This is a genomic window from Ramlibacter monticola, from assembly GCF_016722785.1.
Classification (GTDB): Bacteria; Pseudomonadota; Gammaproteobacteria; order Burkholderiales; family Burkholderiaceae_C; genus Ramlibacter; species Ramlibacter monticola.
The window spans coordinates 111082-136842 of the sequence record NZ_JAEQNE010000009.1; the positions used below are offsets into that span (position 1 = coordinate 111082).

Consider the following 25761-nt stretch of genomic DNA (forward strand, 5'->3'; position numbering starts at 1 on the left):
TTCCCCGAGAGACAGCTCATGAAGATCCACGAGTACCAAGGCAAGGAAATCTTGCGCAACTTCGGCGTGCCGGTCCCGCGCGGCATTCCGGCCTTCACGGTCCAAGAGGCGGTCGAAGCCGCCCAGAAGCTGGGCGGCCCGGTCTGGGTGGTCAAGGCCCAGATCCACGCCGGCGGCCGGGGCAAGGGCGGCGGCGTCAAGGTTGCCAAGAGCGTCGACGACGTGAAGCGCCTGGCCGGGGAGATCCTCGGCATGCAGCTCAAGACGCACCAGACCGGTCCCGAGGGCCAGAAGGTCCGTCGCCTGTACATCGAGGACGGCGCGGACATCCAGAAGGAGTACTACCTCTCCGTCGTGACCGACCGCGCCACCCAGAACGTGGCGTTCATCGCCTCCAGCGAAGGCGGCATGGACATCGAGGAAGTGGCGCACTCCACCCCCGAGAAGATCGTGAAGGTTTTCGTGAACCCGCTGATCGGCCTGACGCAGGCCCAGGGCGAGGAACTGGCCCGCGGCATCGGCATGCCGGCCGACTCGCAGGCGCAGTTCATCGACATCTGCCAGAAGCTCTACAAGTGCTACATGGACACCGATGCGTCGCTGGTGGAAATCAACCCGCTGAACCGCGACAGCAAGGGCAAGGTGATCGCGCTCGACGCCAAGTTCAACTTCGACAGCAACGCGCTGTTCCGCCACCCCGAGATCGTGGCGCTGCGTGACCTGGACGAGGAAGACGCCGCCGAAATCGAGGCCTCCAAATTCGACCTGGCGTACATCTCCCTGGACGGCAACATCGGCTGCCTGGTGAACGGCGCCGGCCTGGCCATGGCCACCATGGACACCATCAAGCTGTTCGGCGCCTCGCCGGCCAACTTCCTCGACGTGGGCGGCGGTGCCACCCCCGAGAAGGTCACCGAGGCCTTCAAGATCATGCTGAAGAACCCGAAGGTCAAGGCGATCCTGGTGAACATCTTCGGCGGCATCATGCGCTGCGACACCATCGCCACCGGCGTGATCACCGCCTGCAAGGCCGTGAACCTGAACGTTCCGCTGGTCGTGCGCATGAAGGGCACCAACGAGGAACTGGGCAAGCGCCTGCTGGCCGAGAGCGGCCTGCCCATCATCAGCGCGGACACCATGGCGGAAGCGGCCCAGAAGGTCGTGGCGGCGGTCAAGTAAAGGTAAGGAACTCAAGTCATGTCGATCTTCATCAACAAGGACACCAAGGTCATCACCCAGGGCATCACGGGCAAGACCGGCCAGTTCCACACCGAGAAGTGCCAGGAATACGCGAACGGCAAGAACTGCTTCGTGGCCGGCGTGAACCCCAAGAAGGCGGGCGAGAAGGTCTTCGACATCCCGATCTTTGCTTCCGTCAAGGAAGCGAAGCAGCAGACCGGCGCGACCGTTTCCGTGATCTACGTGCCGCCGGCGGGCGCCGCTGCGGCGATCTGGGAAGCGGCGGAAGCCGACCTGGACCTGGCAATCTGCATCACCGAGGGCATCCCGGTGCGCGACATGCTGGAAGTGCGCAACAAGATGAAGCAGAAGGAAGCCAAGGGCGGCAAGAAGACGCTGCTGCTGGGCCCCAACTGCCCCGGCCTGATCACGCCCGACGAGATCAAGATCGGCATCATGCCCGGCCACATCCACAAGAAGGGCCGCATCGGCGTGGTGTCGCGCTCCGGTACCCTGACCTATGAAGCCGTGGCGCAGCTCTCCGAGCTGGGCATCGGCCAGTCCAGCGCCGTGGGCATCGGCGGCGACCCGATCAACGGCCTGAAGCACATCGACGTGATGCAGGCCTTCAACGACGATCCGGACACCGACGCCGTGATCATGATCGGCGAGATCGGCGGCCCCGACGAGGCCGACGCCGCCCGCTGGTGCAAGGTCAACATGAAGAAGCCGGTCGTCGGCTTCATCGCCGGCGTCACGGCGCCCCCCGGCAAGCGCATGGGCCACGCCGGCGCGCTGATCTCCGGCGGCGCCGACACGGCGGAAGCCAAGCTGGCCATCATGGAAGAGTGCGGGTTCAAGATCACCCGCAACCCGTCCGAGATGGGCAAGCTGCTGAAGTCGCTGCTCTGACACATCCGCGCGCGGCGCGAGGCCGGCTGCCCCAGGCGCCGGCCTTTCTTGCATCCGGCGCGGCATTTCCGGTTCGACCACGGAAGTTGCAACAATTTGTATGATGGTCGTGAGAAAGTCGCTTGTCCGTCAGGGGGCCCTCTGCTAACTTCATCGGCAGAGTCCTGCCCCGGTGGGGAGGTCGGGAAACACAGCCCTGCGGAGAGCCCGCAGGTTCGCCGGTGACGTTGCCGGCAAGGGGCAGGAGTGAGCAAGCCTTCGATGGACAAGCGCGTGGCGGCCGTGGCGGCCAGCGGTCGCCCCGGGAAGCCAGGCGGCGCGCCGGTGCGGGCAGGCAACGCTTTTGAGAACCCGCTGTCGGGCGCAGGCCTGCCCAGCTATGATGCGGTTGAGAACGACCGGCACACGCGCAAGGCGCGGTCCGGCCCCAAGTCCGCGATGAACCTGTCCGGGGCCGCTGAAAAGCCCCTGGCCGGCGGCGGCAAGGCCGGCCGGACGCCTTGACCCGCCTACTATGAACTACGAGTTTTGCTTCCGCACGGACCCAGGTCTTGCGCGCGAAAACAACGAGGATTCGGTCACTGTCGACGAAGCGACGCGTCTCGGAATCCTGGCCGACGGCATGGGCGGCTACAACGCGGGCGAAGTCGCCAGCGGCATGGCCACCACCTTCATCAAGTCCGAACTCGGTCGCTGGCTGGCCCAGGCGGGCCGCCACGCCAACGCACGCGAAGTGCGCCGGGCGATGGAAATCTGCGTCGACAACGCCAATCGCTCGATCTTCAACGCCGCCAATTCCAATCCGCAGTACAGCGGCATGGGCACCACGCTGGTGGTGGGCGTGTTCCAGGACGGCCGGCTGATGCTCGGCCACATCGGCGATTCGCGCTGCTACCGGCTGCGCAATGGCACGCTGGAACAGATCACGAAGGACCACTCCCTGCTGCAGGAGCAGATGGATGCCGGCCTGATCACCCCCGAACAGGCGGCCACCTCCACCAACAAGAACCTCGTCACGCGCGCCCTCGGCGTGGAGGACGCGGTGTTGCTGGAAGTCAACGAACACAAGGTCGAACCCGGTGATCTTTACCTGATGTGCTCGGACGGTTTGTCGGACATGCTCGACGACGACTCGATCGCCCGCATCATGGTGACGGAGGCCACCCTCGAGCAGAAGTCGATCCAGCTGGTGGACGCGGCGAATGCCAACGGCGGGCGCGACAACATTTCGGTGCTGCTGGCGCAGGCCAACAGCGGCTCCAGAAAAAAGGGCTTGATCTCGCGCTGGCTGGGACAATGACGCGGGACAACGGACAGCAGGACATGAACAGGAGTCGACCATGCCGAAAATGATCGTTTCGATCGACGGTGTCGTCATCAAGGAAGTGCAGTTGACCAAGGACCGGACGACCCTGGGTCGCCGGCCTTACAACGACATCGTGATCGACAACCTCGCCGTTTCCGGCGAGCACGCGGTCCTGCAGCTGACGGGCAACGAGGTCTTCCTGGAAGACCTGAACAGCACCAACGGCACCTACGTCAACGGCAAGGCCGTCAAGAAGCAGCAGCTGCAGAACAACGACACGGTCGAAATCGGCAAGTACAAGATCAAGTTCATCAACGAGGTGCCCGGGGCGACCTTCGAGAAGACGATGATCATCAAGCCGGGCATGGTGCCGCCGGTGCCGAAGCCGGCCAGCGCGCCCGCGGTGACCCCGGTCGCCGCCGCGCCGACCCAGTCCGCCGCGCAAACCGCAGCGCAGGCCGCGGCCGCCGCCGTGATCAACAAGCCCTTCGACCCGAGCTCGATGAACGCCAGCATCAAGGTGCTGTCGGGCGCCGCCGCCGGTCGCGAGGTGCCGCTGGTGAAGGTGGTCACCACCATCGGCAAGCCGGGCGTGGCCGTCGCGGCCATCACCAAGCGCTCCAACGGTTTCGTCGTCGCCCACGTGGAAGGCTCCAGCAAGCCGCTGCTCAATGGCGCGCAGATCGGCGGCGAGCCGGTCGTGCTGAAGAACGGCGACATGCTGGAGTTGGCCGGCACCCAGATGCAATTCGTGCTCGCAAGCTGAGCGGCCGGGGCCGGATCCTGGCAGATCCATGGGACTGCTCGCCCGGCACTGGTCCCGCATCGCGATCACCCTGCTGCCGCTGGTGTTCGCGCTGCTGCACGCGGTGGGCGTGCTGCCCATTCCCTTCGTCGAGCGGCTCGACGCGAACCTGTACGACGCCCGGCTGCGCGCCAGCATGCCGGGAACGCTCGACCCGCGGGTGGTCATCATCGACATCGATGAAAAGAGCCTGGCCGAGGCCGGACGCTGGCCCTGGAGCCGCAACCGCCTGGCCGAGATGGTCGACGAGCTGTTCGAGCGCCAGAAGATCGCGCTCCTCGGCTTCGACGTGGTCTTCGCGGAGCCGGACGACAGCTCCGGCCTGAAGCGCCTGCGCCAGATGGCGGAGGACGAACTGCGCGATGCCGCGGGTTTCCGCCAGCGCCTGCAGCAGCTGCAGGCCGACCTTGACTACGATGCGGTGTTCGCGCGGGCGCTGGAGAAGCGCCCCGTGGTCCTGGGTTACTACTTCACCGGCGAGGGGCGCAAGAGCGGCGTGCTGCCCGCGCCCGTAATGACGCGCGAGAGCCTGCGGGGACGACCCATCCGCTTCACTCGCTTCAGCGGCTACGGGGCCAACATCGAGGCCCTCGCGCGGGCTGCACCGATGGCCGGCCACTTCACCCCGCTCACCGACGGCGACGGCGTGGTCCGCTCGATTCCGCTCGTGGCGGAGCACGACGGCGCCTACTACGAAGCGCTCTCGCTCGCGATGTTCCGCCTGCTGGTCGGCAAGCCGGCGGTCGAGCCGGGGTTTCCGACCGAGCACCTGGCGGGGCACGACTATCCCGGCCTGGCCAGCCTCGTCCTGCGCCAGGGCCGACGCGCGCTGCCCATCCCGGTGGACGACCGGGTCGCGACTCTGGTGCCCTTTCGCGGGCCCGGCGGTCCGGCCGGCGGCTCCTTCCGCTACGTGTCCGCCTCCGACGTGCTGCTGCACCGGCTGCCGCCCGACGACCTGAAGGACAAGATCGTGCTGGTGGGCACCACGGCGCCCGGCCTGCTGGACCTGCGGGTCACGCCGGTCGGCGAGACCTACCCCGGGGTGGAGACGCACGCCAACGTGATCGCCGGCCTGCTCGATGGCCGGCTGCACGTGATGCCCGACTACGCCGTCGGCTACGAGGTGGTGATGCTGCTGGTGGCGGGCCTCTTGCTCGCCCTGCTGCTGCCGCTCCTGTCGGCAAGCGTCGCCGTGCTGGCCAGCTTCGGCGTGGTGGCGGCGCTGGTGGGCCTGAACTACTGGCTGTTCGCGGCCCACGGACTGGTGCTGCCGCTCGCGTCCGGCCTGCTGATGGCGGGCACCGCCTTCGCGCTCAACATGAGTTACGGCTACTTCGTGGAAAGCCGCAGCAAGCGCGAGCTCGCCAACCTGTTCGGCACCTACGTCCCCCCGGAGCTGGTCGACGAGATGGTGAAGGATCCCGACAGCTACAGCATGAAGGCCACCAGCAAGGAACTGACGGTGATGTTCTGCGACATGCGCGGCTTCACCAAGATGTCCGAGAAGATGGAGCCGACGCAGTTGCAGGAGCTCCTGAACGAGGTCTTCAGCCGCCTCACCGACATCATCCGCGCGAACCGCGGCACCATCGACAAGTACATGGGCGACTGCGTCATGGCCTTCTGGGGCGCGCCGGTCGACACGCCCAGGCACGCGCAGCTCGCGGTCCGCTCGGCGCTGGCCATGGAGCAGTCGGTGGTGCAGATCAACGAGGACCACCGCGCCAGGGGCATCCCCGAGATCGGTGTCGGCATCGGCATCAACACGGGCACCATGTGCGTGGGCGACATGGGTTCCGACATCCGCCGCAGCTACACCGTGATCGGCGACGCCGTGAACCTCGGCTCGCGGCTGGAGGGCCTGTCCAAGGTCTATGGCGTGGCGATCGTGGTGAGCGACGCCGCGCGCAGGCAGGCGCCCGAGTTCGCCTGGCAGGAGCTCGACCGGGTGCGCGTGAAGGGAAAGGAACAGGCGGTGGGCATCTTCACCCCCGTCGGGGTGCTCGCCACGCTGGACGCGGGGACTGCGGAGGAGCTGGAAGCCTGGGGTACTTTCCTGGCGGCGTACCGGGCCCAGGAGTGGGAGCGAAGCGAGCTGGAACTGCGCAATCTGCGCCGAATCCACGCCAAAAAATACCTTTACGAGCTCTATAGCGAACGTGTAGCCTCCATGAAGCTGCTGCCCTTCGACCCGTCGTGGGACGGCGCGACCACTTTCGAGACGAAATGACCGAGGGGCGCTGAATGCGGGTGCGGGTCCTGGGCTGTTCCGGCGCCATCGCCAGGGACTGCAGAACCACCTCTTTCCTCGTCGACAGCGACGTGCTGGTCGATGCGGGCACGGGGGTGGGCGACCTGACCCTCGAGGAAATGCGCGGCATCCGCCACGTGCTGCTGACGCACTCGCACCTGGACCACATCGCCGCCCTGCCGCTCATGGTCGATGCGGTGGCCTCGCAGATGCGGCAGCCGATCCGCATCTGCGCGCTGCCGGGCACCATCTCGGCGCTGAAGACCCATGTGTTCAACAACGTGATCTGGCCGGACTTCGGCCGCATTCCCTCGCCGCAGTCGCCCTTCGTCGTCTTCCACGAAGTGCAGGTCGGGCAATTGCTGGAACTGGGCGGCAAGTCCGTCGAAGTTCTGCCTGCCGTGCACACGGTGCCGGCCTGCGGCTACGCGCTCGGCACGGGCCGCGGCTGCTGGGTGTTCACGGGCGACACCGAGCGCAACCCGGCCTTCTGGAATCGCCTGAACCAGCTGGACGTGGCGGCGCTGGTGATCGAGACGGCCTTCAGCAACCGCGAGCGCGAGCTCGCGCGCCGCAGCCTCCACCTGTCGCCCAGCGCGCTGGCCGAGGAACTGGACTGCATCGACAAGAGCAAGCGCTTCCCCATCTACATCACGCACACCAAGCCCGCGGAGACCGAACTGATCATGACCGAGATCCAGAAGTTCGACCAGACGCAGCCTTTCGGGCCCGATGTGAGCCACGACATCCGCTGGTTGCGGGCGGGGCAGGAATTCGAGCTGTGAGCGCCGGGCCGTTCCCAAGGCGAAAGCCGCAGCACCCGGTACGGAGGCTCCCAAATGGGCGCGCTCCTGAGAGACCGGGGCGGCGAGTTCTCCCGTTTCCAACAGTGGCCCACTGAGAAGGGGGGGACCTCTTCGAGGCGCTGTTCCTCGGGCAGCTGCAGGCCGTCGACGCGCATCCACGCGACAGAGCACGTCGACGAGATCATGCTGGAACCGAGCGCGGACACCGGTTCTTTGGCGTGGCCTACGGAGCCGCCCGTTCCGCAGTGCATCCGGGTGGAAGCGCTGCAGGGCATACTGAAGCCCGAGTTTGTTTACCGAGCAGGGCTGGATCCCGCTGCTAAAAAGTCCTGAGGGCTTGGTCGCCAAGCCTGCCGCAGATCTTCCCGCGCCTCGGCCGCTTCGCGTGGCGAGTAACCACGCAGGCCGAAAATAGTGATGCAGGCCTTCCTGCGCGCCGAGCCGGACGTCATCGTGGTGGGCGTCGCGCGACAAGGAAACGGTGGCCATGAGGCCTCGCTGGCGGGCCACCTGCTGTTCTCGACGCAGCACACCAACTCCGCGCGGAGTCCATCATCCGCCTGCTGGACATGGGCATGGACCCGCTCAACTTCGCGGATGCCCTGCTTGGAATCCTGATGCAGCGCCCGTTCGATTGCAAGGAAGGGTAGCGCTCCTCGCTCCAGGAACTGCTCACCTTCATCAGCGAGCACGCGCACTCGACTTGAAGAAAACACCGAAGCGTGGCAGCCGAATCCGGGGAGCGAGGCGCAGAAGCTGCTCGAAAGCTTCGTCGAAAGCTCCGGCACGAACGGCGAAATGCGCCTGTATCAGGCGGTGGGCTGCCCCAAAGTGCAACGACACCGGCTACAAATGCCGCATGGGTCTGCAAGAACTCCTGATCGCCCACGACGGGATCAAGCGCCTGGTCCAGGAGCGCGCCCGCGTGGCCGAATCTTCACCGCCGTCGCCGCCGGCACGCGCACGGTGAAGACGGACGGCAGGGGAAAGATACTGAGGGGCTGACGAACCTGAAGCAGGTTCGGTCGGTTTGCATCCGCTAACCGACAGAATTTGTCACGCCGAGTGACGGGGCTCGTCAGTCGCATCCCTGAAATACCGGCGAAAGGCCCAATTCCTCACGTTCCGGCTCTGGCACACCGATTGCACATGTCTCGGTGCTTCTCAAACAACCGGAGGATTCATGAAGCGTCAACTCCAAAAGGGCTTTACCCTGATCGAACTGATGATCGTGGTCGCGATCATCGGTATCCTGGCTGCCGTCGCGCTGCCCGCCTACCAGGACTACACCAAGCGTGCGAAGATGTCCGAGGTGATCCTGGCCGCCTCCAGCTGCCGCACGTCGATTACGGAAGTGATCCAGTCGGCCACCACGCTGCCAACTGTCGGCAACTGGGGCTGCGAGCAGACGGCTGCGACCGGGTCCTCCCAGTACGTGCTGAAAGTCGAGACCGTCGCCGCGCCGCACAACGGCACGATCAAGGTCACGAGCCGGAACATCCCGAACAAGGTCGACGGCAGCGCGGGCGGTGTCGTGACGCTGATTCCCTACCAGGCCGATGGCACGTCGGCTCCGTTGGCCGGCACGACGGTGGGCAAGTGGGTCTGCGGTGGCTCCGGCACCGACGTGAATCCGAAGTACCTGCCGGGTTCCTGCCGCGGCTGATGACATGAAATGGTTCGCCCGCCCGCCCTCGCCCGAGGTCCGGCGCGCGACCTGAATCGAGCGGCCCTGGGGCCGCTCTTTTGCTTTCCCCTTCATCGTCCCCCGCGCCATGGACGTTCTTGCTGCCGATGCCTCCTTCGTGGACGCCCTGCTGGCCCACCAAACCCCGGTCGAACTAACGATCCTCATGCCATGCCTGAACGAGGCGCGGACGGTGGCGACTTGCATCCACGCCGCCCGCCGCTTCCTCGAGGAATCCGGGCTGGCCGGTGAAGTCCTGGTCGCCGACAACGGGTCGACCGACGGGTCGCAGGAACAGGCGCGCCGAGCCGGGGCCCGCGTCATCCACGTCCCGCGCCGCGGCTACGGCGCGGCCCTGCTGGCCGGCATTGCGTCGGCCAGCGGCCGCTACGTAATCATGGGAGACGCGGACGAAAGCTACGACTTTTCCGCCTTGCAGGCGTTCGTCGACGCGCTGCGCGGTGGGGCGGAGCTCGTCATGGGCAACCGTTTCCGCGGCGGCATCGCGCCAGGAGCCATGCCGGCGCTGCATCGTTACCTGGGCAACCCGGTGCTCAGCTTCGTGGGGCGCCTGTTCTTCCGCTCCGCGATCCGCGATTTCCATTGCGGCCTGCGCGGCTTCTCGCGTGCGGCGATCAATCGCCTCGGCCTCGTCTCTCCCGGGATGGAGTTCGCCAGCGAGATGGTCGCCAAGGCCGCGCTGGCGGGTATGCGGATCGAGGAAGTGCCCACCACGCTGCGGCCCGACGGCCGCGACCGGCCGCCGCACCTGCGCACCTGGCGCGACGGCTGGCGGCACCTGCGCTTCCTGCTGCTGTTCTGCCCCCGTTGGCTGTTCCTCTATCCGGGGCTGACCCTTTTCGCACTCGGACTGGGCGGATTCGCGCTGAGCGCGTTGCCGGGAATTTCGGCTTCCGTCGGCATCCACTCGCTCCTTTACATGGCGGCGGCCACGGTGCTCGGTGCCCAACTGGTCCAACTGGCGCTGCTCACCAAGTGGGTCGGCATCATATCGAGGGTCGTGCCGCCGCAGCCGTGGGTGACACGCTGGACACCCTACATGAAGCTGGAACACGGGCTCGTCGCCGGCTTCCTGCTCATGGCGGTCGGTTTGGGCTGGTCGGCCTGGCTGACATGGGGCTGGGGAGCGACGGGCTTCGGCGCCCTGGACCCGACCGAGACGATGCGCGTCGCCATCCCCGCCGTGACGCTGATGATCCTGGGCGCCCAGGCCGCGGCGGGCTCGCTGTTCGCCGGAGCCCTGAATTTCAGCTGGGCGTCCACCCGGGAAGGGAGTACGTGAAGGCAATGGATTCGCGCTGGCTGGAGCGACCGGTGCCTGACCGATGGCTGCGACGGGAATGCGTGCTCGTGTGCCTCGCGGCGTGGGCCGGCCTGCTCGCGATTCCTCTCTCGCTCGGTCAACTGGGTCTCGGTTGGGACGCCCTCAACCACCACATCTACCTGGGCTGGACGGCGGAGCAGCACCGCTTCGACCGCGACTTCTTGGGCGCCGGCTACCAGTCCTTCCAGTCGCCCTACCTTTACTGGCCGGTCTACAAGATGGCCACCGGCGGCTGGGGTGGCGTGATGGCCGCGGCGGTTCTCGCCTCTCTCCACCTGGTTGCCGTCGCTCCGGTGTGGATGCTCGCGCGCACTTGCCTGCCAGGCCCCACGGTCTTCGATGTGACGATGCGTTCGATGGCGGTCGCATTGGCGCTGATGTCGGGCGTGGCACTGTCCGTGTTCGGCTCCACCTCGACCGACCTGCTGGGATCCGCCCCCCTGCTGTGGTCGATCGCGCTGGCCCTCCACCCTGCCGCCACGAAGCCCGATGGCGCACGCGCCCTGGTCCTCCTCTCGGGCTTGTGCGCTGGCCTCTCCGTGGCGCTGAAACTGAGCAACGGTCCGCTGGCCGTGTGCATGCCCGGCCTGTGGTTGCTGGGCAGGCGCAAGCTGCGCGGGCGGGTGGAAGCCTTGTTCGTGGGATGCCTGGGCGCGATCACCGGATTTCTGCTCGGATACGGCCAGTGGGGCTGGCTCCTGTGGCGCCACTTCGGCAACCCGGTGTTCCCCTTCCTCGACAACTGGTTCGTGCCGTTGCGTGCCTGGATGGGCTGGGCGGGCTGAGACGTGCGCTTCCAGCCCGACACCTGGCTCGAGGCCATGCTGCGCCCGGTCGCCATGGCTGCGCCCGACGCGAACGTCTACGTAGAGATCATGGCGCCCGACCTGCGCTTCGTGTTCGTACTCGCCTTGCTGGCAGTACTGGCGGCGTTCGCCGTCCTGCGCCGCCGCCGCGACGCGCACGCCGCTGATACGGGCCCGGCGCGCAACGTCTATCTGATGCTTGGCGTGCTGGCGATCGCCTTCGTGCCGTGGCTTGCCACGACGGGCAACGGTCGCTATTTCCTCGCCGGCCTCTTGCTGGTCGGCCCGGTATGCGTCGGCCTGGCGCGCTTGCTGCCGGCGACCCGCGCGATGCGAATCACCGCAGTGGCGGGAATGCTGGCGCTGCAGGCGTTCGTCGTGCAGCAAAGCGCTCCGTGGCGTGCCTGGACGATGATCGGCTGGAGCGCGCCCCCCTACGTCCGCGTGGACCTTCCGGCGGATGCGCGCTCGCAACCGGCGACGTACGTGACGATGTCCGCGATCACGTATTCGCTCCTCGCGCCCCTGTTCCACCCGGGCTCGCGATGGATGAGCCTGCATAGCTCGCCGGCGCCGGAGGTTGGCGGTGATGATGCCCGCCGGGCCGAGACGTTTCTGGCCAAGGGCGGCGCGCAGCCCTTGAGGCTGCTTGTGCCAGTCGTTCCCGGGATGCTCACGCCCGAGCGGTTGCCCGACGCGCAGGTCTCCAGGGTCATCGGCGAGCAGCTTGCAGTCTGGCGGCTCGGCTTCCGCCAGCCGCAATCGTGCCGATTCCTGGCGGCGCCGGCGCTGGGTGAAATGTGGCTCGGAGAGCAGTCGCCGCAGCAGCTCGCGCAGGCTGGCTTCTGGCTGTGCGAGCTGCAGCGCATCCCGGCGAGCGCCGCGCCGCCAAAGGGGGGAGGCCATCGCCACGACGCCGTGTTCAAGGTCCTGGAGACGCAGTGCCCGCGGTTTTTCCCGCCCGGCGGCGACGGGCCCAGCCTGCCTTTGTCCGACGGCGAAGTCCGCAGCTACGTGCAGGCGGAGATGAAGGCCTACGTGTACGACAGCGGCGCGGTCTACTACAAGTACTATCGCGCTCTCAACCGGGTGCTGGTCGGCAGCGTGCCGGATCTGCTCGCGGGCAAGGCACGCGTCGACTGCGATCACATCCGCGGCCGCTCGGGGACGCCGTGGAAGCGCGAGATCTAGCGACATGCACTGCGTGAACGCAACTTCGACCTGCGTCGTGATCGTCAACTGGAATGGCTGGCGCGACACGGTCGTCTGCTTGGAGAGCCTTCTTGCGCTGGAGGGCGGGCCCATGCACGTCATCGTGTGCGACAACGCGTCCACCGATGGTTCCGTGGCCGAACTCCATGGGTGGCTTCGCGAGCGCCTGCCGTCGCGGCCGATGTCGGGACAAGGAACGGACATCAGGTCGGCCGCCGGCGAGGGCGCTGTCCTGTCGGTGCACGTGCTGCCCCTGCCGTCCAACCTCGGCTACGCGGGCGGCCTCAATGCGGGGATCCGGTGGGCGCGGGAGAGATGGTCCCCGGGGGGGTTCTGGCTGTTGAACAACGACGTGCAGGCGCAGCCGAGGGCGCTGGATGCCTTGCTCGCCGCCCATGCCGCAACCCCGGACGCCGGCATCTGCGGCTCCATCTTGCTGGACTGGGAAGAGCCGCGGCGCATCCAGGCCGTGGCCGGCATCTACAGCCGCTGGCTCGGCGTGGGCTGGCATGAAAGGAAGGTTCCTGCGGGCAGCGACGCGGTGAGCATGGCTCTGGACTACCCCGTGGGCGCATCCCTGTACGTCAGTTCGGAGTACCTGGACCGGGTCGGCCTGATGGACGCCAGCTACTTCCTGTATTACGAGGAGATGGACTGGGTCGAGCGCGGGCGCCGCCACGGCTATCGTCCCCTCGTGGCCCTCGGCAGCCGCCTGCGCCACAAGGAGGGCGCCAGCACCGGATCGCACGGAGGCGTCCGGAACAAGTCCCTGCTGTCCGAGCACTATGGGGTGATTAACCGGCTGCGGATCACACGCAAGTTCTGGCCCCACTACTTGCCGATCGTATGGCTCAGCCTGTTCGCGGTTGCTTTGGACCGCTTCGTGAACCGCGAGTGGGATCGGGCCGGCCTGGTCTTGCGACTGATGGCGTCGCCCTTGCGTTGGTTGCGTTGATCCCGGATTCGAGATGAGAAAGTTCCCTGCCACGCCTTTCGAAATGTTGGCCAGCCTCGGACGCCACTGGCACCTGGTCGTGCAGCTCACGCAGCGCGAAGTCCTGGGCCGTTACCGCGGGTCCATGCTGGGTTGGGCCTGGTCCCTGTTCAACCCTTTGTTCATGCTGGCGATCTACACGCTGGTGTTTTCGGGCGTGTTCAACACCCGCTGGCCAGGCGGCGGGGACAGCGGCAAGGCGGACTTCGCGCTGATCCTGTTCGTCGGCCTGATCGTGCACGGCGTGTTCGCGGAATGCATCAATCGTGCGCCGGCCCTGATCGTCAATAACACCAACTACGTCAAGAAGGTGGTTTTCCCGCTGGAGATTATTCCGTGGGTGGCACTGGGATCGGCCCTCTTTCACGCGGTGATCAGCCTGGTCGTGCTGATGGGGGCGCAAGTGGTGCTCGCGCGTCCCATCCCGGCCACCGCGTTGCTGTTGCCCCTCGTGCTGCTGCCGCTGGTCTTCGGCGTGATGGGACTCGCTTGGCTGCTCGCGAGCCTGGGCGTGTACTTGCGTGACATCAGCCAGCTCACGGCCATGTTCGCGACGGTGATGCAATTCATCTCCGCCGTGTTCTTCCCGCTGAGTGCACTGCCGGAACCGTACCGATCCTGGCTGCGCCTCAATCCGCTCGCCGTCGTCATCGAGCAGAGCCGCGACGTGCTGCTGTTCGGCCGGGCGCCCGACCTGCAGGTGTGGTCCTTGACCCTGGCGGTGGGAATGGGCCTGGCCTGGGCGGGATTCGCGGGCTTCCAGAAGGCGCGCAGGGGGTTCGCGAATGTCCTCTGACGTCGTGATCAAGGTGGAGGGGCTGTCCAAGTCCTATTCCATTTACAACAGGCCGACCGACCGGGTGAAGCAACTCGTGCTCCCCACCTTGCATCGCCTCGCCGGCCGGGTCCCCTGCCAGTACTTCCGCGACTTCTGGGCCTTGCGCAAAATCTCGTTTGAAATTCGCAAGGGCGAGACCGTCGGCATCATGGGTGCAAATGGCAGCGGCAAGTCCACGCTCCTCCAGTTGATCTGCGAGACGCTCGATCCCACCGAAGGCGAGATCAAAACGCGCGGGCGGATCGCTGCCTTGCTGGAACTGGGCTCGGGATTCAACCCGGAATTCACCGGGCGCGAGAATGTCTACCTCAATGGCCAGGTCCTCGGGCTGAAGAAGAAGGAGATCGATGCGCGCTTCGACGAGATCGCTGCGTTCGCCGACATCGGAGAGCACCTGGACCAACCGGTCAAGACCTATTCCAGCGGCATGTTCGTACGGCTCGCGTTCGCCGTCCAGGCGTGCATCGAACCCGACATCCTGATCGTCGACGAGGCGCTGGCCGTGGGGGACATCGGCTTCCAGTACAAATGCTTCAGGCGCATGGAGGCGCTGCGCGCCAGGGGCACGACGATTCTCATGGTGACTCACTCCTCCAGCAGCATCCTGGAGTATGCCGACCGCTGCCTGGTTCTGCAGGCCGGTCGCCTGATCGGCGATACCAGCGACGTCCTGGCCGCAGTCATGGCCTACGAGAAGGGCATGATCCTCACGCGGGAGCGCAAGGAGCCGGCGAGCGCGGACGCAGTGGATGGTGCGCCGGAGGGTGGCGCGGTGCCGACGCACGCAATGCTGGTGGCGCGCCAGCGTGCCGAGGCGAGCGCGGCCGTGCAGGAGAAGCGCTTCGGTTCGGCGCGCGCGATCATCGCGAAGGTGGAGATCAGCAAGGCCAACGGCACCCCGTTGCACGACGAACCCGTCGTGAAGACGGGCGAGACCTTGAATCTGCGCTTCACGCTGGTGGCGTGCGAGTGCATTGAGGCCGTCATCCTGGGCCTCTCGCTCAGCCGCTCGCAGGGAGGTGATGTCTGGGGTGACAACAACCTCGCCGCCGGGCACCCCCTCACGCTGGAGCCGGGCTGGACCGAAGTGGTGTACCAGGTGAGCTTGCCGCTCAACAGTGGCGAGTACCTGCTGCACTGCGGGCTGGCGACGCTCAGCGGCGGTCGGCGCGAGGAGCTGGACCAGCGCCGGCCGGTCTGCGCGTTGCAGTTCTGGTCGTCCCGCGAACTGGGCGGCATCGTGCATGCGCCCATCAGCGTCCTGGCTCCGACCTAGCGGCCATGCTCGCGGCCTTCCTTCCTCCCTATCCCTTCAGGGGGACGGCCGCGCCGTACCTCTGGTGGTATTACCGTCTGCTCACACTCTGGTCCGACGAGTCAGCCTATTTCATCACCGGTCGGGAGTACACCCAGCCCGTGGCCCACTGGCAGGACCGCTGGGAGTGCCTCCCTGGGTGGGCAACCCGCCTGGACTATCGCCTGCCGGACGAGCCGCATCCCGCACAACACCGGTTCGGCTGGCTGGACGATCGCTTCGGGCACTGGCTGGCGTCGGCAGGGGGCAACCCGCTTGCCGTGTTCCGGCGCTTCCTGACGGAGCGGGATGCTGTCTACGAAGACGAACTGCGTTCGCTGCTGAAGGCGGCCCCGGCTGCGCTCGAGGCGGTTATTACGCCCTGCAATGTGCCCTCCCTAGAGGCGGTCTGCGCCGAATTGGCGATCCCTGTCATCCACGTGGAACTCGGGCCGATGCGCGCCCCGGTGTACCGGGACACAGGCTACGTGGACTTCCGGGGCGTGAACGGCAATACCGAGTGCGCGTCGAGATATGCGGCCTGGCACGGCCGCCGTCCACCGTTCGAATGGAACGACCTGCTGCATTTCTTCGGAAATGGAATGGCGGCCCGGCTGCGGAAGGCGAAGGACCCGGAATGGGATATCGGCATCGTGCTGCAGGTGGAGGATGACTCCAACCTGGTGGCCTTCGGCAACGGGATGGACAACCTCGGGCTCCTGCTCGCCGCCAGGCTTCAGGCCCAGGGAGGCCGGCTCGACGTCTGCGTCCGGCCCCACCCCGGCAGTGTTTTCGCGCTGCGCGACCCGACGTTCAGGCTGGATGACTCGCCGGATAGCTTCACCTTCGTCCAGCGCTCCGCGCGCGTGCTGACGACCAATTCGAGTGTCGGGCTGGAAGCGGTGCTTGTCGGGCGACCGGCCGAGGCATTCGGTGACTGCTCATTCGACTTCCTGCTGTCCAGGATGGAGAGGAGCGAGCAGTTGGATCGCCTGGCGTTCTACCTGCTCGGGTACCTCGTGCCGTTCGCGCTGCAGCTCGAGCCGCAGTACCTGCGTTTCCGGTTGGGTGCTCCCAGCGAGGAATCAATCATCATCCGGCACCTGGAGGAATACATGCGACAGCAGGACCTAGACCACAAGATCTTTTCCGAGCTGTCCCCGGAAACCAGGGCCGCAGTGCTGGTATTCGTCGCCAACCACGCCAAGCTCGCCGACGAGCGCGTTGCCTCGCTGGAAAAGACGCTGAAGGAGCGCGACGAGCGGATCGACGGTTTCATCAATTCGATGTCCTGGAAGGTCACCGCGCCGCTACGCTGGGTCCACCGGCGCATTCTCCTCAGGCACTCAGCCAGTCGCTGACGCGTTGGCGCCAAGCGGCCGGAATACTGGCGGCGAGTCCTTGCAAGAGCCGATGCGTCCGCAGATAGTCGAGAACGGCGAAGACCCTCAGGCGCGCCGTCATGAAGTGGGTCGAAAGGTACGGCACCAGTTCTGTCGCCGTGAAGGGTGCGGTCACCTGCGGATTCGCCTGCAGACCAGCGAGATACTCATGGCCGTATTGCCAGTCAGCATAGGGCGTCGGGAATCCGGCGGAACCGAGGACCCGGCTCTCGGAAAGCGGCGGCGGCTTGCCGGGGCGGAAGTACTTTTCCCGGAGCGCGACGAACTCATCAGTCCACTGCGCCGGGCGCGTGTCCCAGGGACGTATCCAGCTCCAGGCGCGCCCTTGCACCCGTTCGGGAAAGGCGCCGAGATCCGGCACGACCACGGGCAGCCCCGCCTCCAGTGCGGAACTCAGGGTGTAGCTGTAGGTCTCGGGACATTGCGCCGGAAACCACGCGAGATGCGGCCGTAGCGAGGCAAGCAGGCCGGGAAGGTCCCGTTCCTCGTATTTCCCGTGGACGACGAGGCTGGCGGCGCAGCCATGGAACGCACGGTAACCGTAGCCCAGAAGATGGAATTCGAGCGGGGCGCCGCGCCGCGCCGCTTCGCGCGCCGTCGCCTCCAGGACATCCGCACCCTTCATGCGGCTGAGTGCGCCCAGCACGACGATCTTCAGGGGGGCATCGCCGCGTAGCGGCGCAGGGCCTGCTGGCGGCAGGGTGCCGGCGCCAGCGAGGTCCGGGTGCGGAACGACCACCATGCGGGCGTCGGGCGCGAAGCCAGCGATGCGAAGGGCGGCGTCGTGGCTGGGAGCAAGTACGTAGCGCGCGCCCGCGAGCAGCCGGGCGTTTGCGGCACGCCACTGCCCCACCGTGCCGAATCCCTTGGGGCCGGAGATCTCCGGCGCGCAGCAACCGCATTGCCCGGGCCCTCTCTCGCCCGCGTAGCGCTCGTCCCTCCCGGTCAGCGAGATGTGCGTGCAATAGCTGTAGAAGTCGTGCACCGTGAAGTCGTAATCGACGCCCAGCAGGTCCGGCAGGTCGCGCAGCGCCTGGGGGTGCCCGAGCAGATGGTGGAAGTGCACGTGACGCACGCCGACGCGCCGCAGGACGTCGAGCAGTCCTTCCCATTGCTCCGGAAGCCGGAACGCGAGCTCCAGCCCCTCGGCGTCCTCGGCCAGGCGCAGCAGAACTCGGCGACTGCTCGCGGGCGTCAGCGTGAGCATGACGGCGCGCCCGGCAAGCAGCCTGGCGACGTCTTTGACATGGCGCATGGTGCCGCCGGAGCGGTTGTGGAGGAGCGCCAGGATTACCGGCAGGCCAGACTCCGCGATGCGGGCGAGGTCCAGTGCCAGCCGGGCACCGAGGGCGGGATCGTCACGGATGAAGCTCATGACGTCCGCTTCGTACTGCGGGTGCATCCGGCGCATGACCTGCATCGCGGCATGTTCGCGCGATGCCTTGCCCGCCCCGAAGCTCACGCCGCCCGTGTGCAGCACGAAGGTGTCTAGCAAGTGCAGGTTGCGCCAGCCCGCCGCGTCGGCGCGCAGGCAGAAGTCGTTCTCCTCGCCATAGCCCTTCCCGAAGTGTTCGACATCGAACAGTCCGACCTCGAGCAGGGCATCGCGGCGGATGTACATGCAGAAGCCCACGCCGGTGGGCACGTCCACGGCCACGCCACGATTGACGCGCGCGCAGAGCGCGTCCAGGCGAGCGGTGGTGTAGCCCTGCGGCAGTGGGTTGTCCTGGCAGAAGCGCGGGTAGCTGCAGATGGTGGCGTTGGTGGACAGCGGCGTCACCGAGGCCACCCGTGCATCGCTGTAGGCAGCGTCGCGCAAGCGGTCCAGCCAGTCGTTCGCGACCTCGGTGTCGCTGTTGAGGAGCACGACGTCGTTCTGCGCATCGAGCCCCATTCCCCGGTTCACGGTGGCCACGAAGCCGAGGTTCTCCGCGTTCTCGAGCAGCAGGATGCGGCCGTCCTGCTCCGCACGCCGGCGTAGCCAGGAGGTGACTTCGGGATCCGGACTGGCGTCGTTGATGACGACCAGGCGGTAAGGCGTGCGAACCGGGCTGGCAAGCACCGAGTCCACGCACAGGCGGGTGTCCGCCAGCCCCCGGTACACGGGCACGATGACGTCCACTGGCGCAGACGGCGGCGCGATGGGACGAGGCTCACGCTGGCGCGAGCGCGCGCGCGATCGCAGGAAAGAGGCCCAGCCTCGGCGGCCGCGCCGCGACACGGGGATCATCACTGCATCGCTGGATCTGTCTGGGTGGAATCCGGGGCGAACGATTGCTGCCTTCCGGCCCAGATGATTGTCTCGAAACCGTACAGTGCCCAAGTCGACCCTGCTGGCATGTTGCGTCGGAGCATCGCCCCCAGGGGTTCCAGCACGAGTCCTATGCTGGCGAGCAGCCATGGGCGGTAGCGCCTGCAGGCGTAGAGGACCGACATCCCTTGCCCGCGCAGCGTCGCGACCACGCCATCCCACGACGGGACCGTCTTGTGGGTCGGATCATCGAAGAAGTTGAGGCATCCCCGCCGGTGGGGGAAGCGCACGCTCTGCTCGCACGGGAAGGCGAGGAACATCCGCCCGCCAGGGCGGAGCGCGGCCGCCATCGCGCCCAGGACTGCAGCCGGATCATCGCAGTGCTCCAGGTTGTGCGAGCACACGACAGCGTCCATCTGCCCGGCCTGCGCCCTGACCGTCTCCGCGAATCGGTCCGCTGGCACGACGACGTAAGCGTCGGCGAAGCGGATCGAGTCCTGCTGGTTGTAGTCGGCGACGTCCAGGCCGGTGTAGTGCAGATCGGGGCGCAGCATCTTGGCGTCGCGCGGCGAATTGTTGCCGCAGCCGACGTCCAGCAGCCGCGCCCCCGGCGGCAGCGAGCGCAGGAAAGCCTGCTTTCCACGGGGACGCAGCCACGTCACGAGGGCGTGCCGCAGGCGCGTCGCCAGTGTCCGCTGCATGGTCATAGCGGTGCCGGCTCGCGCCGGCCGTCGAGGGGCGAGGTATGCATGTCCGCAAGGATATCGGCGGTCGTCAGCGACATGAAGAAATCACCCTTCGGAACCGTTCCGAACAACTCGTACCGGGAATCGTACCGCTGCGCGTCGTGCCAGACCCACCGCGCGCCCGGCGGGCATTTCCGCAGCGGATGCGTGGGTCCGAAGACGGCGGTCACCTCGCGGTTCACGGCGCCTGCAAGGTGCATCAGGCCGGTGTCCGTGGTGATCACGCGGCTGGCGTCGCGCAACACCGCGGTGACTTCGGCGAGGTTCGTGCGGCCGCACATGTTCGTGCGGCCGGCGCCTGCGAAGCGCTTGTAGTAGGCCGCCTCGCCTGCCGAGCCGACGAAGGCCACGGCCGCCCGCGCTGCGCACGTCTCGACCAGTGCACCGAACAGCGAGTCGGGCATGCGTCGCACTTGCGACTGCTCGTTGGGGTTGTCGCCGCCGCTGTTCACCAGCACCACCGCGCCGGGCTGCCAGGGGACCTGCACTGCGGCCGGCGCCTCCAGCGCCACATCGTCGCGCCTCACCGGCCAGCCGGCCGCCTGCGCGAGGTCGAGGTAGTAGTCGACCTCGTGCCGCAGCGCGCCATATCGCACCGTGCGCGTGAGCAAGGCACCTTCATGCGCGCGCCGGCGGAATCCGATGCGCATCGGGGCGCCGGCCATGCGCGCGAGCAGCGGGAAGATCCAGTGCTTGTCCAGGGTGAAGATGCAGTCGTAGCCGCGCAGCTGAGGCAGCAACTCCCGCAACCGGCCCACTTGGCCCCTATACAGGATGGAGGCGTCGAAGCCCAGAACCCGGTCGATGTGAGGGCTGCCCTGGAGGATGGACGCGCAGCCGCGGCCCGTGAGAAAGTCGATGGTGGCTCCCGGCAGTGCGCGCCGCAGTTGCCGCACCAGGGGAGTCGTCATGATGATGTCGCCCAGCGCACCGATCTTCCACAACAGGATCTTCATCGCCTTTGCCGTCGCACTATACGGCACCGGCCGGCCCGGGTCTCGTTCCGGCACTTGCCGTGCGCGGCCGGGGTTGGGGGCCGGCCGCTGGCACAATTCCCGCCACCGAATGGCTTTCAACCTGTCCACGATCCGGAGAAGTGCGTTGCCGCGGCTGGTGGATCAGGCCGCGGGCGCGCCGCTGCTGTGGCTCTGGGGCGCGTTGCGGCGCCGGCGCTCTCCGCCTGCGGCGCCGCGTCGCTTCGGGATCATGGCCTTCGAGACGATCGGCGACACTCTGCTGGCCGGGACGCTCGTTGCGAGTCTGCGGGCGAGCGTGCCAGGCGCGAAGATCACGGTGTTTGCATCGGCAGGCAACTGCGGCATCCTGACGCTGCTCGATGGCATCGACACCGTGGTGGAGGTGCCTCTCACTAAACCGCGCGCCGCGCTGGCCGGGATCCGACGCGTCGCGGTGGACGTCATGATCGACATCGGCCAGTGGCCGCGCTGGTACGCCGTGCTGTGCGCCGCCTCGCGTAGCCAATTCACGATCGGCTTCGCGACCCCGGGGCAGGCGCGCCACTATGCCTACGACGCGGCGGTGCCCCACGGCGCAGACGTGCACGAAGTGGAAAACTTCCAGCGGCTGCTTCGGCCCCTGGCAGGCGTCCGGCCGCTGCCGCCGGAGCGTGCCCTGAAGCCCGTGTGCGAGCCGCCGCCCCATATCTCGGCCCGTGCGCCGTATCTCGTCGTGCATCCCTGGGCGAGCGGCTTCCGTTATTCCTCGCGCGAGTGGCCGCTGGCGCGCTGGACCGAGCTGATCGAGCGGGCGTGCGGACTGGGCCTGTCGGTGCTCGTCTCCGGCAGCCCCGGTGACCGGGACAAGGCCGCTGCGCTCGTCCGCGCCTGCCCTGCCGGCATGCCAGTCACGTCGATGGCGGGCGAAGTATCGCTGTCCGAACTCGCCGCAGTGTTGCGGGCGGCCTCTGCGGTGGTTGCGGTCAACACGGGTGTGATGCATCTTGCGGCGCTGCTGGACGTACCGATGGTGGCACTGCACGGGCCGACCAGCCGCCTTCGCTGGGGGCCTGTGGGTGCGCGCAGCATCGCGCTCGCGCCGTCAAACAGAGCGGCCGCAGAGTTCCTGAGCCTGGGCTTCGAATATCCGAGGGGCCCGGTCGACTGCATGAACACCATTTCCGTGGACGAAGTGTTCGCCGCGGTTCGCGCCCTGCTGCCGCGTCCCTCCCAGATGCCGGAAAGGGTCGGCTGACCGGGCCATGGCTTTCGCTTGTTCCTGGCGTGTGGCAGGCGCCGCCCTGCTCGCCGCGCTTCCCTGGCTCGACCCCTTCGCCGGCGGCCCCTCGCCCAGCGTGCAGCCCTGGCTTGTGAGCGCCGCCTGCGGCATCCTGCTGTGGGTCTTGGCCGCGGGCGGCGGGGCGCGCGCGGATCTGCGCGTGGCCTGGCCGGTGCTTGCCGCCGTGGCGTGGGCCGTGCTGACTGGCGGTGGCCTGCGGCCGGAGGTGCTGTTCCTTGCCGGTGGACTGGCATTGATCGCCATCTCCGCGCAGGTGGCGACGGATGATGTGGTCACGTACGGCTTTCAGGCCGGCCTGCTGCTCGCCGCCGTCGCGAGCGCGGTGCTGGGACTGCTCCAGTACTTCGGGCTGTCCGATGCGCTCGCACCGTGGGTGGCCCGCACCGCGCCCGGCGAGGCCTTCGCCAACCTGCGCCAGCCGAACCAGTTCGCCACGCTCACGTGGATCGGCGCGGCGGTGCTGCTGTGGGGCACGCTGGGCTTGCGCAGCGGGATCTCCGCCGCGTTGATCGTGTTGCTGGCGGTGGGCAGCGCCGCCTCGGTCTCCCGGACCGGCGTGCTCGAAGGCCTGGCGCTGACGCTGCTGGCGGCCCTCTGGAACGGACCGCAGCGGCGCCAGCGGATGCTGCAGTGCGCGCTGGCCGGCGTCGCCTACTTCGCCGCGGCCTGGCTGCTGCCGGCCCTGCTGGAAGCGTTCGCGGGCGCCTTGCCCGGTCGCACGCTGCTGGGGCGCGTGGGCGCGGCCGAAGGTTGCGGCAGCCGCATCGTGCTGTGGTCCAACGTGCTGCACCTGATCGCGCAGAAGCCGCTGGCGGGCTGGGGCTGGGGCAACCTGGACTACGCCCACTTCGCCACCGTGTACGACGGCCCGCGCTTCTGCGACATCCTCGACAACGCCCACAGCCTGCCGCTGCACCTGGCGGTGGAACTGGGGGTGCCGGCGGCCCTGGCCGTCTGCGGCGGCGCGGCCTGGTGGATCTGGCGCCAGCGGCCCTGGCAGGAGGCAGCGCCGCTGCGCCGGCTCGCCTGGGCGGTGGTGGCGGTGATCCTCCTGCACAGCCTGCTCGAGTACCCGCTGTGGTACGGGCCATTCCAGCTGGCGTTCGGCGCGGCGCTCGGCTGGCTGCTGACCCGGCGTGGCGAGGCGTCCTCGCAGGCTCCCCGCGAAGTTCCTCTCCTGCTGGGCGCGTCACTGCTGGCGCTGACCGGCTACGCGGCCTGGGATTACCTGCGGGTGAGCCAGATCTACCTGCCGCCCGAGGAGCGGCGCGTCGCCTGGCGCGAAGACACCCTGGGAAAGGCGCGGCGCTCGTGGCTGTTCGCCGGCCAGGCCCGCTTCGCCGAGCTCACGCTGTCCAGCGTCTCGGCGGCCAATGCGGCGCGCATGCATCCGCTGGCGCTGGAGATGCTCCACTATTCCCCCGAGCCGCGCGTCATCGAGCGGGCGATCGAAAGCGCGACCCTGCTGGGCCGCGAGGACGAGGCGGTGCAGCTGCTGGCGCGCTACCGTGCGGCCTTTCCGGCCGAAGCGAGGGTATGGGGCGAGCGCGGACGGACGTCGCGCCCGGGGGGCTAGACGTCGCGCTTGCCGCGCACGCTGGCGAAGGCGTCGACCGGGTCGAGCTGGCTGTGACCGGTGTCCCGCACGTACACGCGGTTGCTCGGCACCATGTCCTGCATCTGGCTGTCCAGGGCCATCACCGAGTCTTCCCAGACGCTCCAGTCGGCCTGGGTATTGCCCTCCGCGACCACTTCGGGCAGCGGGGCCGTATCGACGAAGCGGGGCGCATGGCGCGACGCGTCCGCGCGTGTCGGAACCGCCTTGGCGGTCGTGCGGACCGGCTTGGCGACGGACTTGCGGACCGGCTGAGCCGGACCGGTGACGTGTCGCTTGAGCCAAGTGAACATGATGCTGACCCCTTGAGTGTTACAGGACCGGCCTACTTTGATACCAGTCAGTTACCTCTGATGAATTTCCTAACATTCATTCTGCGGATTTAGGGGATCGGCGCAAGGGGGGGTTAGCACTTGGCCTAGTAACGAGCGCTGTTGTCGTGGTTTTTCGCACGGTCAGCCGATGGACGGCAGCATCCCTGCGTATTTCCGTACGCCGAAGCGCGCCCCGGCCGAACATCGGGCGAGGGGGTCTATGTATCCGTGCCTAAGTGCAAGCGGAGACGTTAGCTGAGCAGTACAGCAATCCCGGCGACAAACCGGATCAGAGATTGTTGTCGCGCCCATGCGCGGTAGTCGGTAAGCATGGGTTTGGTTCACTCGAGATGACGATGCCTGGGTGCTCTTTATTCTGCGGAGCGGAGATCGTCAGCCCGGGTTGGAGCGCTCCTGGACCGGTGAACCGGACCCGAGCTGAATGGGGTATCCCTGAACCTTCTGTCGCGGTACGCCATGAACTTGGATTCCCAGAACCGATGTGCAACATAGGAAACGCCGATCACGGTGGGGAAGAATAAGGTCCATTTGATGATCGGCGCGAGATCAATAAACCTGTCGAGAACGACGACCAGCGACAGGTTGCACAGGTAAGCGCTGTATGAGATCTTGGCGAAAAACCTGGGAATCTGCATTGATACTTTGCCGATCTCAAGTGAGTACCCGAGCAAGATGAATCCCAGGCAGCCCAAGGATGAAACGTTGAAAAGTATCGTCTTGGCAAAAAGCGAGCTGTTAAGATCAGCCGTTGGCGTGTTGGCCGAATAAACAATCGAAAACAGGAACAGCAAGGAGAGCGTCGCCGCGACGACGCGTGATCTGATGATGCGATTCCCGCTGGCAAGCAGGAATGCCGAGAGCACGCCAATCATGATCGCATCCAGCCGTAGCATCACGACCTTCCGAACGTCAGAATCCCAGGCGATCGTCGGCGTTAGGGCTGTGCGAAAGCGGTAGGCAGTGCAAACGAGGATCGTCAGGATTCCGAGGACGATCATTGATCTTTTCGCTGTCATCCTGAACAAGATCATGAAAACCGTCGCAGCTAGCGGAAAGGAAAGATAGAACACCTCTTCGACACTCAGGCTCCACGCCTCACCAAAGAAACCAGGATGCGCATCCGTGAGGCTCTGGACAAAGAACAAGTACTTCCAAGCAGTCGACAAATCGTCGGGTCTGACGTCGGTTAGTGACAATGCAGTTGCGATTAAAAGGAAGAGGTAGTAGTTTGGCAGGGTCCGTAGCCATCGGCGAATGAAGAAAGTTCTGACTCTGTCGCAAGTGAAATTCGTTGACAGAGAATGCAGTATTCCGCCGATTAGCAGGCCACTGAGCACAAAAAACAATTCAACGCCTATGAATCCGCCAAATCTCATAAACTCGGCGCTTGGGTAGGCCCTAACCAAGAAGATCCTGCTGTGACTCAGCAGAACGAACCAAATCGCTGTCGATCGGACGACGTCTAGCCAAGCGTTGGTTTGCTTCATATTGGAGTCGTGCGATTGCGTCCTGCGGGGTTGGCGCTCACTAACATATCGGTTGCTTCCTGCGCCGTTGAGTTGTGTGAAGCTCAAGTGTTGCGCTTGAGCATCGCCGCGGCAAGCAGGGGACCTATTCTTGCGAGACATTCGCGCCACAGGGAGGTAACTAGTCGCCTCCAACAATTCGCCAGCGAGAGACGGTCGCTGGTGGGCACAGATTGTCCGGAAGGGCTATC

General features: G+C 66.6%; 23 protein-coding genes. 18 read left to right on the forward strand and 5 right to left on the reverse strand.

Annotated elements, in window-relative coordinates:
* Nucleotides 1-18 precede the first annotated feature (18 nt).
* The 16 genes from sucC to JJ685_RS26475 all read left to right on the forward strand — a co-directional run bounded on the left by sucC (nucleotide 19) and on the right by JJ685_RS26475 (nucleotide 16799).
* Nucleotides 19-1179, forward strand: coding sequence for an ADP-forming succinate--CoA ligase subunit beta (gene sucC, locus JJ685_RS26400; RefSeq protein ID WP_201677365.1), 1161 nt, complete (start codon nucleotides 19-21; stop codon nucleotides 1177-1179).
* 18 nt (nucleotides 1180-1197) lie between these two features.
* Nucleotides 1198-2091 (forward strand): succinate--CoA ligase subunit alpha, encoded by an 894-nt coding sequence (gene sucD, locus JJ685_RS26405; protein WP_201677366.1) that lies wholly within the window; start codon nucleotides 1198-1200, stop codon nucleotides 2089-2091.
* A gap of 261 nt (nucleotides 2092-2352) precedes the next feature.
* A complete protein-coding gene (locus tag JJ685_RS26410; protein WP_201677367.1) occupies nucleotides 2353-2595 on the forward strand; it encodes a hypothetical protein in 243 nt (80 codons plus the stop codon).
* Nucleotides 2596-2605: 10 nt separating this feature from the next.
* A complete protein-coding gene (locus tag JJ685_RS26415; RefSeq protein WP_201677368.1) occupies nucleotides 2606-3391 on the forward strand; it encodes a Stp1/IreP family PP2C-type Ser/Thr phosphatase in 786 nt (261 codons plus the stop codon).
* Between the two features lie 40 nt (nucleotides 3392-3431).
* Complete coding sequence (locus JJ685_RS26420; RefSeq protein WP_201677369.1) at nucleotides 3432-4163, forward strand: FHA domain-containing protein; 732 nt, start codon at nucleotides 3432-3434, stop codon at nucleotides 4161-4163.
* Between the two features lie 28 nt (nucleotides 4164-4191).
* Nucleotides 4192-6435 carry a CHASE2 domain-containing protein gene (locus JJ685_RS26425; RefSeq protein ID WP_201677370.1) on the forward strand — a complete coding sequence of 748 codons (2244 nt, stop codon included), beginning with the start codon at nucleotides 4192-4194 and terminating at the stop codon, nucleotides 6433-6435.
* A 14-nt stretch (nucleotides 6436-6449) separates the two neighbouring features.
* Nucleotides 6450-7241 (forward strand): 3',5'-cyclic-nucleotide phosphodiesterase, encoded by a 792-nt coding sequence (locus JJ685_RS26430; RefSeq protein WP_201677371.1) that lies wholly within the window; start codon nucleotides 6450-6452, stop codon nucleotides 7239-7241.
* Nucleotides 7242-7679: 438 nt separating this feature from the next.
* Nucleotides 7680-7880 carry an ATPase, T2SS/T4P/T4SS family gene (locus tag JJ685_RS26435; RefSeq protein WP_201677372.1) on the forward strand — a complete coding sequence of 67 codons (201 nt, stop codon included), beginning with the start codon at nucleotides 7680-7682 and terminating at the stop codon, nucleotides 7878-7880.
* A gap of 565 nt (nucleotides 7881-8445) precedes the next feature.
* Nucleotides 8446-8928: a pilin gene (locus JJ685_RS26440; RefSeq protein ID WP_201677373.1), complete on the forward strand. Its 483-nt coding sequence runs from the start codon at nucleotides 8446-8448 to the stop codon at nucleotides 8926-8928.
* Between the two features lie 139 nt (nucleotides 8929-9067).
* Entirely contained in the window at nucleotides 9068-10252 is a 1185-nt protein-coding gene (locus JJ685_RS26445) for a glycosyltransferase family 2 protein (protein WP_330901856.1), read from the forward strand.
* A 32-nt stretch (nucleotides 10253-10284) separates the two neighbouring features.
* The gene (locus JJ685_RS26450) at nucleotides 10285-11079 is read left to right on the forward strand and encodes a hypothetical protein (protein WP_201677375.1); all 795 of its coding nucleotides are present in this window, start codon (nucleotides 10285-10287) and stop codon (nucleotides 11077-11079) included.
* Nucleotides 11080-11082: 3 nt separating this feature from the next.
* A complete protein-coding gene (locus JJ685_RS26455) occupies nucleotides 11083-12291 on the forward strand; it encodes a hypothetical protein (protein ID WP_201677376.1) in 1209 nt (402 codons plus the stop codon).
* A 4-nt stretch (nucleotides 12292-12295) separates the two neighbouring features.
* Entirely contained in the window at nucleotides 12296-13267 is a 972-nt protein-coding gene (locus JJ685_RS26460; RefSeq protein ID WP_201677377.1) for a glycosyltransferase family 2 protein, read from the forward strand.
* A 13-nt stretch (nucleotides 13268-13280) separates the two neighbouring features.
* Nucleotides 13281-14102 (forward strand): ABC transporter permease, encoded by an 822-nt coding sequence (locus JJ685_RS26465; protein ID WP_201677378.1) that lies wholly within the window; start codon nucleotides 13281-13283, stop codon nucleotides 14100-14102.
* Nucleotides 14092-15420 (forward strand): ABC transporter ATP-binding protein, encoded by a 1329-nt coding sequence (locus tag JJ685_RS26470; RefSeq protein WP_201677379.1) that lies wholly within the window; start codon nucleotides 14092-14094, stop codon nucleotides 15418-15420. The genes JJ685_RS26465 and JJ685_RS26470 overlap by 11 nt, the downstream gene beginning before the upstream one ends.
* A gap of 5 nt (nucleotides 15421-15425) precedes the next feature.
* Nucleotides 15426-16799: a GT99 family glycosyltransferase N-terminal domain-containing protein gene (locus tag JJ685_RS26475; RefSeq protein WP_201677380.1), complete on the forward strand. Its 1374-nt coding sequence runs from the start codon at nucleotides 15426-15428 to the stop codon at nucleotides 16797-16799.
* Here the strand turns inward: JJ685_RS26475 and JJ685_RS26480 are convergent.
* Genes JJ685_RS26480 through JJ685_RS26485 form a run of 3 tightly spaced genes read right to left on the reverse strand, consistent with a single transcriptional unit; the run spans nucleotide 16777 to nucleotide 20794 of the window.
* On the reverse strand, nucleotides 16777-19071 hold the full coding sequence (locus tag JJ685_RS26480) for a glycosyltransferase (RefSeq protein WP_330901857.1): 2295 nt from the start codon (nucleotides 19069-19071) through the stop codon (nucleotides 16777-16779). The genes JJ685_RS26475 and JJ685_RS26480 overlap by 23 nt on opposite strands.
* A complete protein-coding gene (locus tag JJ685_RS29960; protein WP_236599301.1) occupies nucleotides 19071-19793 on the reverse strand; it encodes a class I SAM-dependent methyltransferase in 723 nt (240 codons plus the stop codon). Before JJ685_RS29960 ends, JJ685_RS26480 begins: the two co-directional genes overlap by 1 nt.
* A gap of 2 nt (nucleotides 19794-19795) precedes the next feature.
* A complete protein-coding gene (locus JJ685_RS26485; RefSeq protein WP_201677382.1) occupies nucleotides 19796-20794 on the reverse strand; it encodes a glycosyltransferase family 9 protein in 999 nt (332 codons plus the stop codon).
* 109 nt (nucleotides 20795-20903) lie between these two features.
* Here JJ685_RS26485 and JJ685_RS26490 point away from each other — a divergent pair, with 109 nt between their 5' ends.
* Together JJ685_RS26490 and JJ685_RS26495 are read left to right on the forward strand one after the other, a co-directional pair.
* Nucleotides 20904-22049, forward strand: a complete 1146-nt coding sequence (locus tag JJ685_RS26490) for a glycosyltransferase family 9 protein (RefSeq protein ID WP_201677383.1) — start codon at nucleotides 20904-20906, stop codon at nucleotides 22047-22049.
* Nucleotides 22050-22056: 7 nt separating this feature from the next.
* A complete protein-coding gene (locus tag JJ685_RS26495) occupies nucleotides 22057-23670 on the forward strand; it encodes a PglL family O-oligosaccharyltransferase (protein ID WP_201677384.1) in 1614 nt (537 codons plus the stop codon).
* On the opposite strand, the gene JJ685_RS26500 is transcribed toward JJ685_RS26495, so the two are convergent.
* Together JJ685_RS26500 and JJ685_RS26505 are read right to left on the reverse strand one after the other, a co-directional pair.
* Nucleotides 23667-24002: a hypothetical protein gene (locus tag JJ685_RS26500; protein WP_201677385.1), complete on the reverse strand. Its 336-nt coding sequence runs from the start codon at nucleotides 24000-24002 to the stop codon at nucleotides 23667-23669. The genes JJ685_RS26495 and JJ685_RS26500 overlap by 4 nt on opposite strands.
* A gap of 392 nt (nucleotides 24003-24394) precedes the next feature.
* On the reverse strand, nucleotides 24395-25531 hold the full coding sequence (locus tag JJ685_RS26505) for an acyltransferase family protein (protein ID WP_201677386.1): 1137 nt from the start codon (nucleotides 25529-25531) through the stop codon (nucleotides 24395-24397).
* Nucleotides 25532-25761 lie beyond the last annotated feature (230 nt).